The sequence below is a fragment of the Actinospica sp. genome, from assembly GCF_035552695.1.
Classification (GTDB): domain Bacteria; phylum Actinomycetota; class Actinomycetes; order Streptomycetales; family Catenulisporaceae; genus Actinospica.
Genome location: NZ_DASZKT010000230.1, coordinates 91,419 through 108,858 on the forward strand (window position 1 = coordinate 91,419; position 17,440 = coordinate 108,858).

The window sequence follows — 17,440 nt, forward strand, 5'->3', positions numbered from 1 at the left end:
TCTGCACGTGCACGGTTGGAAGGAGACCACCGTGACCCTCACCCACGACCCCGGTAGACCCGTCGCGCCCCCGAGATCCCGCACCGTCGAGGCCGTGGTCTTCGACGTCGGGGAGACCCTCGTCGACGAGACCGTCGAGTACCACGGCTGGGCCGACTGGCTCGGCGTGCCCCGGCACACCTTCTCCGCCGTCTTCGGCGGGGTGGTCCGCACCGGACGCGACCACCTGGAGGCCTTCGAGTACTTCAGACCCGGCTTCGACCTGGAGCGCGAGCGACTCGCCCGCGCCGAGGCCGGACGCCCCGAGGGCTACAGCGAGCGGGACTTCTACCCGGACGCCCGGCCCGCCCTCTCCGCGTTGCACGAGGCCGGGTACCTGGTGCTGATCGCGGCGAACCAGACCAGGCAGTCGCACCGCAAGCTCGAGTCGATGAACCTGCCGGTCGACCTGGTCACCACCTCGGACACCTGGGGCATCAGCAAGCCCGATCCGCGGTTCTTCGAGAAGGTCATCGAGGTCTGCCGGGAACTGCGCCCGGGCCTGGAGGCCGGGCAGATCTGCTACGTCGGCGACCGGCTCGACAACGACATGCGTCCGGCGTGGGAGGCGGGCCTGCGGACCGCGCACATCCGGCGCGGTCCCTGGGGCTACCTGCACGGCGAGCATCCGGATCTGGTCGCCAAGGCCGATTTCCGGCTCGAGTCGCTCGGCGAGCTGCCCGCGCTGCTGTCCGAGCAGTAGCGGACGGCGGTAGCGAGCGCGGCAGCGAACCCGCTGCGAGCGCGCCATCCAGGCCACGGCTTGATTAGAGTGTCCACCGAGTGAATTGATTTCATACAGGTGGGGGCTGGCTGTGGCTGTGGCGATGGCGCGACGGATACGGATGACGGGCGCGTCCCCGGGGCGGAGCTCCCGCCTCGAAACTCCCTCCCGGCTCTGGCTGCTGCTGGTGGCGGCCGTGGCGGCGGTCCTCACGGTCGGATTGGTCGCCGGCTTCAGCCTCGCCGGGCGGGAGTCCTCCGCCTCGCGCACCGCGCACGAGACCGAACTGCTCTACACCGAGGTGCAGAACCTCTCCTACAGCCTCGCCGACGCCAACGCGACGGCGGCCACGGCCCTGCTGATCGGCCCGGAGACCCCGGGCCAGTTCACCTCGCGGTACAACGACGACATCACCCAGGCGGAGGACCTGCTCGCCGCGGCCTCGCAGCGGGTGACCGGCGACGCGTACGCCTCCGAGCAGCTGAGATCCGTCGCCGAGCAACTGCCCGCGTACGCCGGCATGATCGGCCAGGCGCTCGCCGAGAACCGGCTCGGCTACCCGGTCGCGGGCGCGTACCTGCGGCAGGCCTCTGAGCTGCTGACCGGCTCGATGCTCGTCGAGACCAGGCACGTGGTGACCGAGCAGCAGGGCGCGACCAGCGGCGGGCTCGGTTCGTCCACCGCCTTCCCGTGGTGGGAGTTCGTCCTCGGCGTGCTCGCGATCGCCGCGCTGTGGGCGGTCTCCCGGCGCATCGCGGGCATCTCGCGGCGACGGCTCAACCTCGGCCTGCTCGGTGCGGCCCTGTCGGTGGTCGTCCTGCTCGTCTGGAGCCTCTACGCCGCCGGCGCCGTCGGGCTCGAGGGGAACAGCGCGCGCACCGACTACATGGGCCTGGCCGCGGCGCAGACGCAGACCTCAGAGCTCTCCCTCGCCGAGACGTACGTCGCGCTGCAGCAGATCGACCGCGGCGAGGATCAGGGGGCTGACGCCAGTGCCGCCGCGTCGGCCCTCGCCGCCGCCAGTCCCGAGAACCGCGGCGATGCCCGGCAGGTGGACGTCGCGAACGCGTACGGCACGCTCAACACGTGCGCGCAGAACGTGATCAAGCTCGCGAACGCCGGGAATTATCAGCAGGCGATTACCCAGACCGTGGGCAGCGGCGCGAACGTCGGCGGGGGCGGCTGCGAGCCGGCCGTCGGCGCGCTGCGCGCGGATCTGCTGAAGGTCGCCGCCATTGATCAGGCGCAGTTCGACCAGGACATGTCCAACGTCGCGTCGGAGTACGCGGGCGGCGCGGCGTTCCCGCTGGCCCTGGGGATCGGAATCCTGGGTGCGGCGGCCGCGGCCTACGGCGTCAACCGGCGGCTGGCGGAGTTCCGGTGATCTCCGAGGGGAAGACAATGAGACGGATATCGAGGGCTCTCGGTGTGACGGTGCTGGCACTGGCCACGGTCAGCGCGTGCGCCGATCCCGGCACGGGCTTCACCTCCGCGCAGCCCAGCGCGCCCGCCGGGGCCTTCGGCGCCACGGCTCCGCCCGCGCCGCCGGCCGCGAGCAGCGGGAGCTGCAATGTGTACGCCTCGTCGCCGGCGCCGTCCGCGAGCGACGCCACCGGCAAGGACGTCGCCGCGATCAAGAGCCGGGGCGTCTTGAAGGTGGGCGTCGCGGCCGACCAGTACCTGACCGGGTATCTCGGCTCGGACGGCGTCGAGCAGGGCTTCGACATCGACCTGGCGCACGCGATCGCCCAGGCGCTGTTCGGCAACCCGAACGCCGTGCAGTTCGTCGCGCTCAGCACCGACAGGCGCATCCCGGACCTCACGGCGCCGACCACCGTGGACATGGTCATCGACACCATGACCATCACCTGCGACCGGCTCAGCAAGGTCGGCTTCTCCGCGGTCTACTACAACGCGAGCCAGAAGGTGCTGGTGGAGAAGGGTTCCGGGTACCAGAGCCTGGCGGACCTCGGCGGCAAGAACGTATGCGCGCAGTCCGGCTCCACCTCGATCTCGCTGATCCAGCACGCCGCCTCGAAGCCGGTCGCGATCCAGGTCACCGACATCAGCGACTGCCTGGTGCTGCTGGAGGAGAACAAGGTCTCCGCGATCTCCACCGACGACACCATCCTCGCGGGTCTCGCGCAGCAGGATCCCAACCTCGAGGTGCTCCCCGCCGCGCTGGAGACCGAGCCCTACGGCATCGCCGTGCCGCACGGGGAGACCGATCTGGAGGGCTATGTCAACGGCGTGCTAGCGCACTACGAGGCGGACGGGGGTTGGGCCGCGTCGTACTCGCACTGGTTCGCCGGAAGCCTGGGAGCCGCCAACCCGCCCGGTGCGCGATACTCGAACTAGACAGCGTCGACCGCCCCAGCACGAGCCCGAGGACGCATGCCGCAGTACGCAGAATTCAGCCCGCTCGTCCCGCTCACCCGGGACAACGTGGACGGGGAGCTCGCCCGGCTCGATGCCGACGCCGGGCGGGTCTCGGACGCGCTCGTCGAGCTGACCGAGTACAACTCCTACAAGCTGCTGGAGAGCGCGCCGCTGTCCGGCACGACCGCGCAGCGCTGGCAGCGGGTGAGCACGAAGATCGCGGCGCTCTGGGACGACTACACCGCGTACCAGGACGTGCTGAACCGGGCCAGGGAGATCCGCGGGCGCCGGGTCAAGCCGCGGCCCGAGGACCTGGCCGCGATCACGAAGCTGGTGCGCGGGCCGTCGATCACCCTCTCCACGAAGTCCGTCGCCCTGTCCGAGCGCACCCTGCTCGGCCCCTCGGCGATCTCGGAGACCGCGACGCTGACCGAGACGCTGCACCGGATGGACACCGAGTACCAGCTCGCCGCCGACTTCATCGCGCAGGCCGAGGAGGCCTGGAACCGGCTGTTCGCGGCGGCCGACCCGGTGCAGGAGCGGCTCAAGCGGCTCGGCGAGACGGCCCGCGGCATCGGCGACCGCTCGGTGAACACGGCCGTCGCCGGGCTCATCGACGGCTACTCGGCGCTGCGCCGCGAGATCTTCGCCGACCCGCTCGGGCTGAGCGCCGCCGGATCCCCGTTCCCGGGCCGGCTCGCCGAGATCGACCGGCAGATCGGCGTCGTCGCCGAGGCCGCCGCGCACCAGGCCGACCTGCGCGCCGACTACGACCGCGGCACCGAGCACCTGCGTCAGCTGGTGGAGCGGGTCGACCAGGTCGAGGCGGGCCAGCGCACCGTCGCGCAGACCGTCCGCGACAAAATCCTGATAGAGAATCTCCCGGCGTTCACCACCCAGGCGCCCGCGCTGCGGGCCCGGCTCGCCGCCCTCGACGCCCTGCGCGTGCAGGGCCAGTGGGCGCGGCTGGCCACCGAGGCCGGCATCCTGGCCGACGCGCTCGACGCCGCCCTGGCAGCGGCCGCGAAGGTCGAGAAACTCATGTCCGGCCTGCTGGAACGGCGCGAGGAACTCCGCGGCAGGCTGCAGGCCTACCGGGTCCGCGCGGCCCGCAAGGGGGCGGCGGAGAGCCAGCCCCTTGAGGCGTACTATCAGACCGCCCGTGAGCTGCTGTGGACCAAACCCTGCGACCTCGCGGCGGCCACGCGTGCGCTCGGCGTGTACCAGAAGGCAGTGCTCGCTCTTGATCAACCGCAGTCCTGATCACGAGCCACGCACTAAATCGGGGAGGAATGGAATGATGGCTGGTATGCGGTGCACCCGGCCCGGTTGTGGCGGAACGATCCTCGACGGCTACTGCGACACCTGCGGCCTCGCGGCCAAGGCACCTGCCCCGACGGCGACGGCGACAGTGAAAGCCCCGCCCGCGGCGGACCTGTGCACCAGGCCGGGCTGCGGCGGAACGATCGCGGACGGCTACTGCGACACCTGCGGTCTGGCCGCGAAGGGCGGCGGCATCGGCGTGCCCGCGCAGGCCACCGGCCGGGAAACCTCGGGCCGCACCTCGTCCTCGCTGTCCGCGCGCGGCTCCGGGCGCACCTCGACCGGCCGCACCCGCGGCTCCGCGCTGTCCGCCCGCGCGACCAGCCACGGCAGCGGATCGACCCGCGGTTCGCGCAGCACCGGCCGCGGCGGCCTCGGCCTGGGCATCGTGGAGATCCCCAGCATCGAGTACCGCGACCCGAGCGAGGCCGTGCTCGAGAACCCCGAGGTGCCCGAGCACAAGCGCTACTGCTCGAACTGCGGCAAGCCGGTCGGCCGCGGCAAGAACGGCCACCCGGGGCGCACCAAGGGCTTCTGCGCCTTCGACCGCACGTCCTACGACTTCGAGCCGAAGCTCGTCGAGGGCGACCTGGTGGCCGGGCAGTACGAGGTGCTCGGCTGCATCGCGCACGGCGGCCTCGGCTGGATCTACCTGGCCAGAGACCTCAACGTCTCCGGCCGTTGGGTGGCGCTCAAGGGCCTGCTGGACACCGGGGACGAGGCCGCGCTGGCCGCCGCCGTGGCCGAGCGGCAGTTCCTCGCCGAGGTCGAGCACCCGAACATCGTCAAGATCTACAACTTCGTGCAGCACGACGGCGGCGACTACATCGTCATGGAGTACGTCGGCGGCAAGTCGCTCAAGCAGATCGCGCTGGACTACAAGGACACCAACGTCGGGCAGTCGCTGCCGCTGGCCCAGGTGCTCGCCTTCGCCATCGAGATCCTGCCGGCCTTCGGCTACCTGCACTCGATCGGCCTGCTCTACAACGACTTCAAGCCGGACAACATCATCCAGTCCGAGGAGCAGCTCAAGCTGATCGACCTCGGCGCGGTGATGGCCTTCGACGACCAGGAGTCGGACATCTACAGCACCGAGGGCTACAAGGCGCCGGAGCTGGAGACGGACGGGCCGAGCGTCGAATCAGACCTCTACACCGTCGGCCGGATGCTGGCCGTGCTGGCCTTCGACTTCAAGGGCTACCAGCGCGACTTCGCCTACAAGCTGCCGAACCGCGAGTCCGTCCCGGTGCTGCATCGCTTCGAGTCCTTCGACCGGGCGCTGCGCCGGGCCACGAACCCGAAGCGGGAGCGGCGCTTCTCCTCGGCCGCCGAGATGGCCATCCAGCTCACCGGCGTGCTGCGCGAGGTCGTGGCCCTGGAGCGCGGCGACCAGCAGCCCGCGGTCTCCACGCTGTTCACCACCGAGCGGTACTCGGGCGGCACCGAGGGCGTGACCCATGCAGACGCGCCGACCAGCGCGCAGCTGGCCGCCGCGCTGCCGCTGCCGCTGCCGGATCCGAGCGACCCCAACTTCGGGTATCTCAACACCCTGGGCGGCCGGGCGGACCAGATCATCAGGGTCCTGGGAGAGCTGCGCAGCCCGACGCCCGAGGTGCACTACCGCGTCGTGCGCGCCGCGATCGAGATCGGCAACTTCGACGAGGCGCAGCGGCGGCTCGGCAAGATCGCCGCGGTCGACGCGTTCGACTGGCGGGTCGGCTGGTACCAGGGCATGATCGCGCTCTGCCGAGGGGACGGGCTCGAGGCGCGGGCCGAGTTCGAGGAGTGCTACGCGGAGCTGCCCGGCGAGCTCGCGCCCAAGCTGGGCATCGCGATCGCCGCCGAGCAGGCCGGGCAGCTGTCCGACGCGCTGCGCTACTACCAGCTGGTGTGGAGCGTGGACCGGTCCTATGTGACCGCGGCCTTCGCCCTGGCCCGGCTGCGGATCGGCGCCAAGGACCACGCGGGCGCGGTGGAGGTGCTCGGCCAGATCCCGGAGATCGCCATCCAGCGCACCTCGGCCGAGGTCGCGGCCGTGCGCGCGCGGCTGGACTCCCCTGGATTCGCCGACTGGGCCGACCCGGCCGAGCTGGCCCGGCTGGGCGAGCGGGTCGAGGCGCTCGGCCTGGACGGCGAGATGCACGAGTCGCTGGTGTGCGAGGTGCTCGACGGGGCGCTGACCTGGCGGCTGCACGACGCGGCGACCGTCGCCGACCGCACGCTGTTCGGCGCCGCGCTCACCGAGGACGGGCTGCGCGGCGCGCTGGAGCACTCGTACCGGACCCGGGCGCGGATGGCGCAGAGCCGCTCCGGCCGGATCGCGATGGTCGACTCCGCCAACCAGGTCCGGCCGCGGACGTGGGTGTGACCATGGACCGCGCCAACCGTGTCGTAGGACCCCGGACGTGGGTGTAGTCATGACAGCTCATGAATAAGGACGTGGACGTGACAGAGTCCGAACAGCCGGAGCCGGCCGCGGCGGGCCTCGACGAGACCCTCGCCGAGACGGTCGAGTCGCCGACCGCCGAGCCGGGGCCGGCCTGGCCGAGCTGCCCGTCCTGCGGGGCCGAGGTCGCGCCCGAGGACGGCTACTGCGAGGAGTGCGGTGCCGACCTGCTGGTACGCCGCTCCGAACCGGTGGCGCCGACGGGCGGCCCCTGCCGCACCGCGGACTGCGCCGGCGAGTCGTTCACCGACGGGTACTGCGACGTGTGCGGCACCCCGGAGCCGGACCCGCGCGACCACTACGAGCGCGACCTCGGCGCGGTGGCCGGCGTCACCGACCGCGGCCTGCGGCACTCGCGCAACGAGGACGACATGGCCTTCGCGGTCATCGGCGCCACCGGCGAGGCGCCGACCGTCGTCGCGGTGGTCTGCGACGGCGTGTCCACCTCCTACAAGCCGGAGACGGCCTCGGCCACCGCCGTGCACACCGCGCGCGAGCACCTGGTGCTGGCGCTGCGCCGCGGCGAGGATCCGCAGTCGGCCACCCTCGGCGCCTTCGAGCAGGCGCACAAGGCCGTGGTCGCGCTGCCCTCCGACCCCACGGACGCGGCCAACGGCCGGGCCAGCACCATGGTCTCGGTGGTCGCCTCGGAGCACGGGATCACCGTCGGCTGGGTCGGCGACGCCCGGGTCTACTGGCTGGATCAGAATCCTGAGGATTCCCTCGTGCTGACCCTGGACGACTCCTGGGCGGGCCGGATGATCGCGGACGGCACGCTCACCGAGGAGGAGGCGTTCAAGTCCCCGCTCGCGCACACCATCCTGCGCTGGCTCGGCCCCGGCGCCCCCGAGGAGCCTGCCAACCTGCGCGTCTTCCTGCCCGAGGGCCCGGGCCTGGTGCTCGCCTGCAGCGACGGTCTGTGGAATTACCTCCCGGCCGCGGCGGACCTGGCCAGGGTCGCCGCCGGCGGCTTCGGCGGGCTGCTGCCCGCCGCGTCCGCGCTGACCGCCGTCGCCCTGGAGGGCGGCGGCCACGACAACATCACCGCCGTGCTCGCGCCCTGGCCCACGCGGCATCCGGAGCCGGCCGGCGGGGAGCCGACCGGCGAGATCAGCAGCCTGAGTGAGGGGATCCAGTCGTGAGCGAGCTTGCGAGCGAACCAATGAACACAGTGCCTGCGCGAACGCGCGTCCCGAGCGCCGGCGAGGTGACCGCGTGAGCGCGCAGCCGCAGTTCAGCGTCAACGTCTACCAGAACGAGTATCTGTCGGAGGGTGCGGCGGAGGTCAACGCGATCGTCTCGGTGCAGTCCGCGGCGGCCTACGGCGGCGCGCCGAACACCCGCGCCGCGCAGGTGATCATGGTCGACTGCTCGGGCTCGATGGACTACCCGCCGACCAAGATGTCCGCCGCCCGGCGGGCCACCGAGGCGGCGATCGACGCGATCCGGGACGGCGTGCCATTCGCCGTCGTCGCCGGCACGCACGTGGCCCGGATGGTCTTCCCCGGCACCGAGTACCTGGTGCCCGCGGACGCCTCCTCGCGCGCCGCGGCCAAGGCCGCCGTGTCCCGGCTGACCGCGGGCGGCGGCACCGCGATGGGCCAGTGGCTGGCGCTGGCCGACCGGCTTTTCACCGGCCACGACCAGGCGATCCGGCACGCGATCCTGCTCACCGACGGCAAGGACGAGCACGAGGAGCCCTCGGATCTCGCCGCCGCCCTGTCCCGCTGCGAGGGCCGGTTCACCTGCGACTGCCGCGGCATCGGCACCGACTGGGTGGTCGCCGAGCTGCGCCGCGTGTCGACGGCGCTGCTCGGCACCGTGGACATCGTGGCCGACCCGACCCGGCTCGCCACGGACTTCCAGCAGATCATCGAGCACGCGATGGGCAAGGCGGTCGGCGACGTCCGGCTGCGGCTGTGGGCCCCGCAGGGCGCGCAGATCAAGTTCGTCAAGCAGGTCGCGCCGCAGATCGTGGATCTCAGCGCTCGACGTGCCCCGGGGCCGAACCCGCTGACCGGCGACTATCCGACCGGCGCGTGGGGCGCGGAGTCCCGCGACTACCAGGTCTGCGTCCAGGTGCGGCCGGGATCGGTGGGCGACGAGATGCTGGCCGGACGGGTCAGCCTGGTCTCGGTGGACGGTGCGGGCCAGGCCACCACGCTCGGCCAGGGCCTGGTGAAGGCGACCTGGTCGGACGACATCGCGCAGACCGGCCGGATCGACCGGACCGTCGCCGACTACACCGGGCAGACCGAGCTCGCCGACGCGATCCGCGAGGGTCTCGAGGCGCGCAAGAACGGCGACCTGGACACCGCGACGGCCCGCCTCGGCCGGGCGGTCAAGCTGGCGGCCGAGTCCGGCAACGACGAGACCGCGCTGCTGCTGTCCAAGGTCGTGGACGTGGAGGACCCGGCCACCGGCACCGTGCGGCTGAAGTCGCGGGTCTCCGACGCCGACGAGATGACCCTGGACACCCGCTCGACCCGCACCGCGCGGGTCGGCAAGAACCGCAATAACGGCTGAGGGGCCGTAACACATGAGTCGGCAAGAACCGCAACTGTCAATATCCGGCTAAGAGCTGACAACGAGGGAGTGAGCGGCGATGGCGAGATGTCCGGCCGGCCACGAGTCCGAGGCCAGCGACTACTGCGACACCTGCGGACTGGTGATCGCCGCCGAGTCCGCCGGGGCCGGGGCGTCGGTCGCGTCCGTCCCGGCGGCGGCGGCGGTCACGGCCACCGCGCCGCGGCCCGCGGCGGCGCCGAGCGGGTCCGGCGGCGGATGCCCGGTCTGCCAGGCCGAGCGCAACGGCCGCTTCTGCGAGGAGTGCGGCTACGACTTCGACCTCGCCGAGGCCATGCCGGAGGTCACGGTGGCCCCGGGCGTGCCCCCGGCCGGGCAGCAGCCCGCGCCGGAACCGGACGAGCCCGACTCCGGCGCCGGCAGCCAGGGCCAGGATCGGGGCCTCGACCTCGACGCGGAGATCGCGCGCGCCGAGGCGGAGGCCGCTGCCGGCGCGCCCGAGGCCGTCCCGTCGCCCGAGGCGCCTTCGACCACTGAGATCGAGGAGGCGGAGGCCGAAGCCGAGACGGAGTCCGAGCCCGGGACCGCCGTCAGCCTGGCCTCGGTGCTGTCGCCGACCGCCGCGCTGACCGCCGAGCTCACCCTCCTGGTCAACGCTGATCGCGACTACTACAAGGCGCAGATCGAGCGCGGCGACATCATCGAGTCCGAATTCCCGTTCCCGAAGTATCCGCACGAGCGCCGGTTCACCTTCGACCAGAGCCCGATCCGCGTCGGCCGCGCCTCGTCCAGCCGCGGGCTGGCCCCGGAGATCGACCTGACCGGCCCGCCGCTCGACCCGGCCGTCTCGCACCTGCACGCGCAGCTGCTCCGGCACGAGGAGGGCTGGGTCGTGGTCGACCTCGGCTCGGCCAACGGCACCCGGCTCAACGAGGCCGAGGAGCCGCTCGAGGCGGAGACCGAGATCCCGGTCAACCGCGGCGACCGGATCCACCTCGGCGTCTGGACGACGATCACCATCCAGTAGCCGAGGCCGCACGCTGCGGGCTGCGCGGTGGGGCTGTGCGGCCGGAGTCAGGCCACCAGGTCCCGCCGCGCCTCCGAGGCGCGCACCGGCCCGAGCGCGGTACGCGCCGCCGCCAGTCGGCGCATCCCCTCGCGCAGCATCTCAGGGGTCTGCGAGTAAGGCAGCCGGAGGAACCGCTCGTACGTCCCCGGGTCCGCCCCGAAGCGCGGCCCGCTCTGCAGCACCAGACCGTGCGTGCCCGCGCGGTAGACCAGCGAGGTGGACTCCTCGCCCTCCGCCAGCTGCACCCACAGGCTCAGCCCGCCGGGCGGCGTGTGCCAGGTCCAGTCCGGCGTCCACTCGCGCAGCGCGGCCTCCAGAACGGCGCGCCCGGCGCGGGCCTCCACGCGGCGCGCCTCGTCCACCCCCATGCCCTCGCGCAGCACCGCGACGGCGATCAGCTGGTCGATCACCGGCGACGCCAGGTCCAGTGACGCCCGCGCCGCCGCGAGCTCGTGCACGACGCGGCTCGGCGCGCGCAGCCAGCCGACGCGGATCCCGCCCCAGAACGACTTGCCGAGCGAACCGCACACCAGCAGCCGCTCCGCGTCGGCGGGGGAGACGCCGGCGGCGAACGGCGGCGGCACCGGCACGTCCAGCGCGATGTCGGTGATCGTCTCGTCGGCCAGCAGCCAGGCCCCGGCCCGTCGGGCCGCGCGGGCCAGCTGGCCCGCGTGCTCCGGCGGCATCAGCATGCCGGTCGGGTTGTGGAAATGCGGGATCGAATACACCACGCGCGGGGCGAGCCGGGAGGCCGCCTGCGCCATCGGGATCCGCCCGCTCGCGCCGTCGAGCCAGCCGGTCGCCTCGTCCAGCGGCACCGGGTAGAGCCGGGCGCGCGCGGCGGTGAACGAGTCGATCACGTTCGCGTACGTGGGCCCCTCGACCAGCACCCGGTCGCCCTGGCGCACCAGCAGCCTGGCCACCAGGCTGATCGCGCCCTGCGCCCCCGCCGTCACCAGGATCTGGCCGGGTTCGGTGGGCAGGCCGCGCGCCGTGTACCGCTCCGCGACCGCCTCGCGCAGTTCGGGCAGTCCGTAGGGCCGGAAGGCGTTGCCGGACTCGAGATGCAGCCGGTCCGCGGCCCAGGCCGTCGCCGCGCGCAGTTCGGCGGTCGGAGCCGCCGGCCCCGCGCAGCTCAGGTCGATCAGGTCCGGGTTCTCGGAGTCCCGGAACCCGCCGGTCGGCCGCGCGAGCAGCCGCTCGGGCAGCGCGGTGAACGTGCCGGAGCCCCGGCGCGCCGCCGCGTACCCCTGCTCGACCAGCAGCGTGTACGCCGCGGTGATCGTCGTCCGGCTGACCTGCAGCGCCTCGCTGAGCGGCCGTTCCGCGGGCAGCCGCGCGCCGACCGCGATCCGCCCGTCCAGGATCAGCGACCTGATCCGCTCGGCCAGCGCCAGCCTGGCCGGCTGCCGGCTCGAGTCGCCGACCACCCGCCACGGTCCGAGCAGCCGGGCCAGTTGCCCCGGCCCCAGTACGGAGGCGGCCCCGTCCATCAGTCCACTTCCCTTGGATTGGCTATCCCTGCGCAGTCCACTTCTCCGTCAGCATGGCAGAACGGGGCCGCACGGACAAGACCCGCACGACGCGATGACGTGAACGACGAGACGAAGAGGACGGCAGCCCACCGATGGCCACGCTGAACGCCACCCGCCCCTCCCGCGGCGTCGACACGAAGGTCGAGATCTGGCCGCGCACGCGTCCCGTGTCCCGGCTCGCACAGCTCACGATCGGCCTCGGGCTCTACGGCGTCAGCGAGGCGATGATGATCGCTCCCGGCGTCGGCGTGGACCCGTGGGATGTCTTCCACACCGGCCTCGCGCGCATTTCCGGCATCGCCGTCGGCACGGTGCTGATCATCGTCGGCGCGCTGGTGCTGCTGCTGTGGATCCCGCTGCGGCAGCGGCCCGGCATCGGCACGGTCGCGAACGTGATCGTCATCGGGGGACTGGTCGACCTCATCCTCCCCGCGGTCCCCGCCCCGCACGGGCTCTGGCTGCGCTGGGCGCTGTTCCTGTCGGGCGTCGTCCTGAACGCCGTCGCCACCGGCCTGTACATCGGCGCGGGCCTCGGCCCGGGCCCGCGCGACGGCCTGACCACGGCGCTCGCCGCACGCGGCCACTCGATCCGCTTGGTGCGCACCGGAATCGAGCTGTCCGTGCTGGCGGTCGGCTGGCTGCTCGGCGGCAACGTCGGCCTGGGCACGATCGTCTACGCGGTCGCGATAGGCCCACTCGTCCACGTGACAATTCCCGCGCTCCGTTTTTCAAGCACGTCGCAGAGGTCGGAGCTAGAGTCGAACTAGTTACGACCGTAACTAGTTTCGATCGCACCTAGGTGCTACGGTTCCTATGCAGGTGGGGGCGCTCCAGGGCCGGGTTTCAAAAGGGGCACCGAAAGGCGCCGGATCGGCGTCGGCGCTCACTCTTCTGAATTAAAGTCACGGGTGAAGGCCGAAATTCGGCCATAACTTTTCCGCCGTGACTACGCGACCTCTCCCACGAACCCCGAATCTGGCCCTCCGTCGCGCGCGTCAGGCGATGCGACTGAGCCAAGCTCAGTTCGCGGAAGCGATTCGCGCCGCCGGAAATGCCATGGGGGCGCCTAACCACTGCACCAAGCGGCTCGTGCAGAAGTGGGAGACCGGTGAACACGCCGCCTGCAGGCCCGACTATCTCAGGGTCCTGCAGGCGGTCACCGGGCTCTCGGCGCGCGAACTCGGGTTCAAGATCCAGCCGGACGAGTCGGGCCTGTCCGCCGCGTCCGACGGCGCCGCCGTAGCGCGCACGGACGACCGCCACGGTTCCCCGGTGTCCGCCGCGTTCGCGATGTCCGGCCTCACGGAGTACTCGCCGAACGGCTCGATCGAGGGCTCCATGGACCGCCTGCGGTACGCCCTCGACCACCCCTCCACGGTCGACTCGCGCACCGCCGAACTGGTGGAGAGCGCGACCGCCCGACTCTTCGACCTGCAGCACCACAGCCCGTCCCGGCTGCTCGCGCCGACCGTGGAACGGCACCTGGGGACCGTGACCGCGCTGCTCACCGCCGCCCGGCACGAAGGCGTACGCCGCCGCCTGATGGTGTCCGCCGGACGCGGCGCGGCACTCGCCGGCTGGCTGGCCTTCGACCGCGGCGACACCGCGTCCGCGCACCGCTACTGGGACACCTCGATCAGCGCGGCCGAGGGCACGGTCGACGCGCCGCTGCTCGCCGCGAGCCTGACCTGCCTGGCGTACTCCGCCGCACGGCGCCGCGACCCCGGCACCGCATGGCAGCTCGCGCACACGGCCGGCCGGCACACCCCCGACGACCCGCGCGCCACCGCGTGGGCCACCTCACGGGCCGCGCTGCACGCCGCGGAACTCGGCGAGTTCGACGCCGCCCGGGCCGCGATGGAGCGCGCGCTCGAACTGGCCGGCGACCTGCCGAACCCGCGCCCCGGCGACGGCGGCCAGCCGTGGACCCGCTTCTTCGACCGGGCCCGGCTGTACTCAGCCTCCGCGCACACCGCCGCGCTGATCCAGGACCCGCGCGCCGCCGACTACGCCGCCAGGGCCGTGGAGTCCCTGGGCCCCGCCCGCGTCAAAGCCCGCGCCGTCGTGCTCGCCGAGACCGCCCTCGTCGCCGCGATGCTCGGCGAACTCGAACTCTGCCTCGACTACGGCGCCTCCGCGGCCACCCTGACCCGCGACATGGACGTCAGCGTCGCCTCCGACATGCTCTACAGCCTCGTGCCGCTCGTCCTGCCCTACTCCGACACCCGGGCCATCCGTGAACTGCTCCCGCAGCTCACCCGCCTGCTGCACCCCAAAGACCGCGAGGACATGGACGAGCCGGAGGACCAGGATGGCCAGGAGGACCCGCAGGGCGAGGAGTGACGGTCAGCCGCGCAGCGCGGCCATCCACTGCTCGATCTCCGCGACCGTGCGGGGCAGGGCGGCGGACAGGTTCTCCCGGCCGCCGGCCGTGACCAGGATGTCGTCCTCGATGCGCACGCCGATGCCGCGATACTCCTCGGGCACCGTCAGGTCGTCGAGCTGGAAGTAAAGGCCCGGCTCGACGGTCAGCACCATGCCGGGCACGAGCTCGCAGTCCACGTAGTCCTCGGTGCGGGCGTCGGCGCAGTCGTGAACGTCGAGGCCGAGCATGTGGCCGGTGCCGTGCAGCGTGAAGCGGCGCTGCAGGCCGCGTTCGAGGACGCGTTCGGCCGGGCCCTCGAGCAGGCCCCACTCCACCAGCCGCTCGGCCAGCACGCGCTGCGCCGCCGCGTGGAAGTCGCGGTAGTGCGCGCCGGGCCGGACCGCCGCGATGCCCGCCTCCTGGGCGTCGAACACGGCCTGGTAGATCTTCCGCTGCAGTTCGTCGAACTCGCCGCCGATCGGCAGGGTACGGGTGACGTCGGCCGTGTACAGGGTGTCCGTCTCCACGCCCGCGTCCAGCAGCAGCAGTTCGCCCGGGCGTACCGCGCCGTCGTTGCGCACCCAGTGCAGCGTGGTCGCATGCGGTCCGGCGGCGCAGATCGAGCCGTAGCCGACGTCGTTGCCCTCGACGCGGGCGCGCCGCCAGAAGGTGCCCTCGATCCACCGCTCCGAGGTCGCAATGGCCTGACTCAGCTCGCGCACCACGTCGGTGAACCCCTGGGCCGTCGCGGCGCACGCGCTGCGCAGCTGCTCGATCTCCCACTCGTCCTTCACCAGGCGCAGGCCGTGCAGGAAGATCCGCAGCTGCTCGTCGAGCTCCGCGCCGGCCTGCTCGTCCCGACCGGACAGCAGGTCCACGACGCCGTCGAGCTCCGCGTCGTGGCCGCGCAGGATCCGGGTGACGACGCCGGGGCTCGCGGTGATCGCCTCGGCGAGCTGCTCGGCGACCTGGCGCGAGTCCCGCGTGTCCAGGCCGAGGATCGCGGCGGCTTCCGTCAGGGAATTGCGACGTCCGGCCCACAGTTCGCCGTAGCCGCTGAGCCAGAACTCGCCGTCCTCGCGATTCGAGCGCGGCAGCAGGTAGACCGCCGCGTCGTGCCCGCCGTCGGCCTTCGGCTCGAGAATCAGCACACTGTTATCGGTCTGGTCGCCGGTCAGGTAGACGTAGTCGCAGGAGGCGCGGAAGGGGTAGTCGGTGTCGTTCGAGCGGACCTTGAGGTTGCCGGAGGGGATCACCAGACGCTCTCCCGCGAAAGCCGCGGACAGCGCCTTGCGCCGCTTGGCCGCGTACGGCGACTGCGCCGACGGCTCGAGCCCGTCGCGCTCGGTGTCCGCCCAGCCGGAGCGCATGCTCGCGGCCAGCTCGTCGCTGATCGGCCCGTACAGGCCGTTCTTGCGGCCCCTGACCGGCCTGGTCTCCCCGGCCGTCTCGTCCGCCGCCGTGTCCGCCGTCTGCGCGGCCTGCTCGGTCACTACCCACGCCCTTCCTCAGCTATTACGAGGCACAGCGTAGCCGCTTCGGCGCATGGTCACTAGGGCGCGGGAGCGGAGGGGCCGACCGCGGGCTCGGGTCGGGCTCAGAGCGGCCCGAACAGCCAGTTGCCGACGTCGGCCGGATCGGTCGAGGCGTAGAAGGCCTGCGCCGCGGCGCCGATCTCCGGCCTGCTGAGCACCCCGTCGTCGTCCGAGTCGAGCAGGTCGAAGGCCTCGACGGTGTCCTGCGCGCCGACCCCGTACGCGTGCATCCACTTGGTGAACTCGGTGAGGTCGATGACGCCGTTCTGGTCCGCGTCCACCATGTCGAAGATGAGGTCCACCGGGTCGTGCGCGGGCGGCTGCTTCTCCTCGCGCATCAGCCGCTCGCAGCCGTCCATGAACCGGTCCAGCGAGACCCGGCCCTCGCCGTCCGCGTCCATCAGGGCGCGCAGCTGCTCCCAGAGCTTGAGGTACGCCTCGTGCACCCGCTCGTACTCCGGGGTGCCGGGCAGGTGTCCGAACGCCGCGCACAGCCGCAGGGTGACCAGGTCGTAGTCCCGCTGCGAGAGGTAGCCGTTGCCGTCGGTGTCGAGCAGCGCGAACCGCAACTGGAGCTTGCGGCGCTGGAGTGCGGTGAGCATGGCTCCATTGCAACGCGCCGGGCCTCGGGGCGCATCCCGGGGCCCGGCGCGTGTGCACCGGTCAGCCGCTTCTACCGGCGGCTGTACCGGTTGGTCGGGTCAGCCGTTGTAGCTGTCGAATATCTTGGTGAAGTCGAGCGCGTTCTGGGAGATCTCCGAACACGACGGCAGTCCGGAGACCGACCCGGTGCACGGCTGGTCCCGGTCGACCGACCAGAACCCGAGCCGGCCCAGATGCGCCGAATCAGCCCAACCGACCAGAGCCTGCGCGTCGGAGGCGGAGAACACCTCCGACGACGTGTCGTTGACCCCGATCATCGGGGTGATCCCGATGTTCGCGTACGTGTCACCCGGCCAGTCCGCCTGCGCCTGGACCAACGTGCTCTGGCCCGCGGAGATCGCCTCCTGACCCATGTCACCGGTAAACGACGACCCGTAGTCCATCGCCATCACATTGATCAGATCGATCCGCGCCCCGTCCTGCTTCGCCAGACTCAAAAACGCCACACCGTCCGCGGCCAGCCCGCTCGGCAACACCGGCAACGTCACCGACACCACCAGCCCCGGGTTCGCCGCCTCCAGCCCCGCGATCGCCTGGAACCGCAGGTTGTTGTCACTCGTGTAGTCCAACGGCGCACCCTCGATATCGAAGTCGATATGCGAAACACCCAGATGGGTGATCACCGACTGATACGCCGCCTGCAAACTCGACTCCGTCGTACACGCCATCGCAAGCTCCGTACCACCCGCCCCACCGAACGACACGATCGGAGTGGCGCCGTCCGCCTTCGCCGTCGCGATCTCCTGATCCATCGCCGGATCACCGGTCACCGCCAGCGTGTCCCCCCAGATCGGCGAACACCCCGCACTGATCACAAACGCCGCCGTATACGACTT

Annotated in this window: 13 protein-coding genes and 1 pseudogene; 10 read left to right on the top strand and 4 right to left on the bottom strand. The window is 72.0% G+C overall.

What is annotated here, in order from left to right; genetic code table 11:
• Positions 1-31: 31 nt before the first annotated feature.
• From VG296_RS26650 to VG296_RS26685, 8 genes are all read left to right on the top strand, one after another.
• The gene (locus VG296_RS26650) at positions 32-742 is read left to right on the top strand and encodes an HAD family hydrolase (protein ID WP_325570387.1); all 711 of its coding nucleotides are present in this window, start codon (positions 32-34) and stop codon (positions 740-742) included.
• Between the two features lie 142 nt (positions 743-884).
• Complete coding sequence (locus tag VG296_RS26655; RefSeq protein ID WP_325570389.1) at positions 885-2,147, top strand: hypothetical protein; 1,263 nt, start codon at positions 885-887, stop codon at positions 2,145-2,147.
• A gap of 44 nt (positions 2,148-2,191) precedes the next feature.
• Positions 2,192-3,121, top strand: a complete 930-nt coding sequence (locus VG296_RS26660; RefSeq protein ID WP_325570391.1) for a glutamate ABC transporter substrate-binding protein — start codon at positions 2,192-2,194, stop codon at positions 3,119-3,121.
• 36 nt (positions 3,122-3,157) lie between these two features.
• A complete protein-coding gene (locus VG296_RS26665; RefSeq protein WP_325570393.1) occupies positions 3,158-4,405 on the top strand; it encodes a hypothetical protein in 1,248 nt (415 codons plus the stop codon).
• A 46-nt stretch (positions 4,406-4,451) separates the two neighbouring features.
• Positions 4,452-6,833, top strand: coding sequence for a serine/threonine-protein kinase (locus VG296_RS26670; RefSeq protein WP_325570395.1), 2,382 nt, complete (start codon positions 4,452-4,454; stop codon positions 6,831-6,833).
• A 77-nt stretch (positions 6,834-6,910) separates the two neighbouring features.
• Positions 6,911-8,053: a protein phosphatase 2C domain-containing protein gene (locus VG296_RS26675; protein WP_325570397.1), complete on the top strand. Its 1,143-nt coding sequence runs from the start codon at positions 6,911-6,913 to the stop codon at positions 8,051-8,053.
• Positions 8,054-8,126: 73 nt separating this feature from the next.
• Entirely contained in the window at positions 8,127-9,437 is a 1,311-nt protein-coding gene (locus tag VG296_RS26680; protein WP_325570399.1) for a VWA domain-containing protein, read from the top strand.
• Positions 9,438-9,516: 79 nt separating this feature from the next.
• On the top strand, positions 9,517-10,464 hold the full coding sequence (locus VG296_RS26685) for an FHA domain-containing protein (protein WP_325570401.1): 948 nt from the start codon (positions 9,517-9,519) through the stop codon (positions 10,462-10,464).
• A gap of 47 nt (positions 10,465-10,511) precedes the next feature.
• On the opposite strand, the gene VG296_RS26690 is transcribed toward VG296_RS26685, so the two are convergent.
• The gene (locus VG296_RS26690; RefSeq protein WP_325570403.1) at positions 10,512-11,999 is read right to left on the bottom strand and encodes a PLP-dependent aminotransferase family protein; all 1,488 of its coding nucleotides are present in this window, start codon (positions 11,997-11,999) and stop codon (positions 10,512-10,514) included.
• 134 nt (positions 12,000-12,133) lie between these two features.
• Between VG296_RS26690 and VG296_RS26695 the strand changes: the two genes are divergently transcribed.
• Positions 12,134-12,808 (top strand): hypothetical protein, encoded by a 675-nt coding sequence (locus VG296_RS26695; RefSeq protein ID WP_325570405.1) that lies wholly within the window; start codon positions 12,134-12,136, stop codon positions 12,806-12,808.
• 289 nt (positions 12,809-13,097) lie between these two features.
• On the top strand, positions 13,098-14,384 hold the full coding sequence (locus tag VG296_RS26700) for a hypothetical protein (protein ID WP_325570407.1): 1,287 nt from the start codon (positions 13,098-13,100) through the stop codon (positions 14,382-14,384).
• Positions 14,385-14,387: 3 nt separating this feature from the next.
• On the opposite strand, the gene VG296_RS26705 is transcribed toward VG296_RS26700, so the two are convergent.
• The 3 genes and pseudogenes from VG296_RS26705 to VG296_RS26715 all read right to left on the bottom strand — a co-directional run.
• Entirely contained in the window at positions 14,388-15,899 is a 1,512-nt protein-coding gene (locus VG296_RS26705) for an aminopeptidase P family protein (protein WP_325570409.1), read from the bottom strand.
• A gap of 104 nt (positions 15,900-16,003) precedes the next feature.
• Positions 16,004-16,543: an EF-hand domain-containing protein gene (locus VG296_RS26710; RefSeq protein WP_325570411.1), complete on the bottom strand. Its 540-nt coding sequence runs from the start codon at positions 16,541-16,543 to the stop codon at positions 16,004-16,006.
• Positions 16,544-16,642: 99 nt separating this feature from the next.
• Positions 16,643-17,440: pseudogene (locus VG296_RS26715) on the bottom strand (chitinase); the annotation flags it as partial.

Excerpts from the sequence above, each read along its gene's own strand:
- VG296_RS26690 (WP_325570403.1), bottom strand. The coding sequence starts at position 11,999 with ATGGACGGGGCCGCCTCCGTACTGGGGCCGGGGCAACTGGCCCGGCTG.
- VG296_RS26700 (WP_325570407.1), top strand. The coding sequence starts at position 13,098 with ATGGGGGCGCCTAACCACTGCACCAAGCGGCTCGTGCAGAAGTGGGAG.
- VG296_RS26695 (WP_325570405.1), top strand. The coding sequence starts at position 12,134 with ATGGCCACGCTGAACGCCACCCGCCCCTCCCGCGGCGTCGACACGAAG.
- VG296_RS26685 (WP_325570401.1), top strand. The coding sequence starts at position 9,517 with ATGGCGAGATGTCCGGCCGGCCACGAGTCCGAGGCCAGCGACTACTGC.
- VG296_RS26655 (WP_325570389.1), top strand. The coding sequence starts at position 885 with ATGACGGGCGCGTCCCCGGGGCGGAGCTCCCGCCTCGAAACTCCCTCC.
- VG296_RS26710 (WP_325570411.1), bottom strand. The coding sequence starts at position 16,543 with ATGCTCACCGCACTCCAGCGCCGCAAGCTCCAGTTGCGGTTCGCGCTG.
- VG296_RS26665 (WP_325570393.1), top strand. The coding sequence starts at position 3,158 with ATGCCGCAGTACGCAGAATTCAGCCCGCTCGTCCCGCTCACCCGGGAC.
- VG296_RS26670 (WP_325570395.1), top strand. The coding sequence starts at position 4,452 with ATGCGGTGCACCCGGCCCGGTTGTGGCGGAACGATCCTCGACGGCTAC.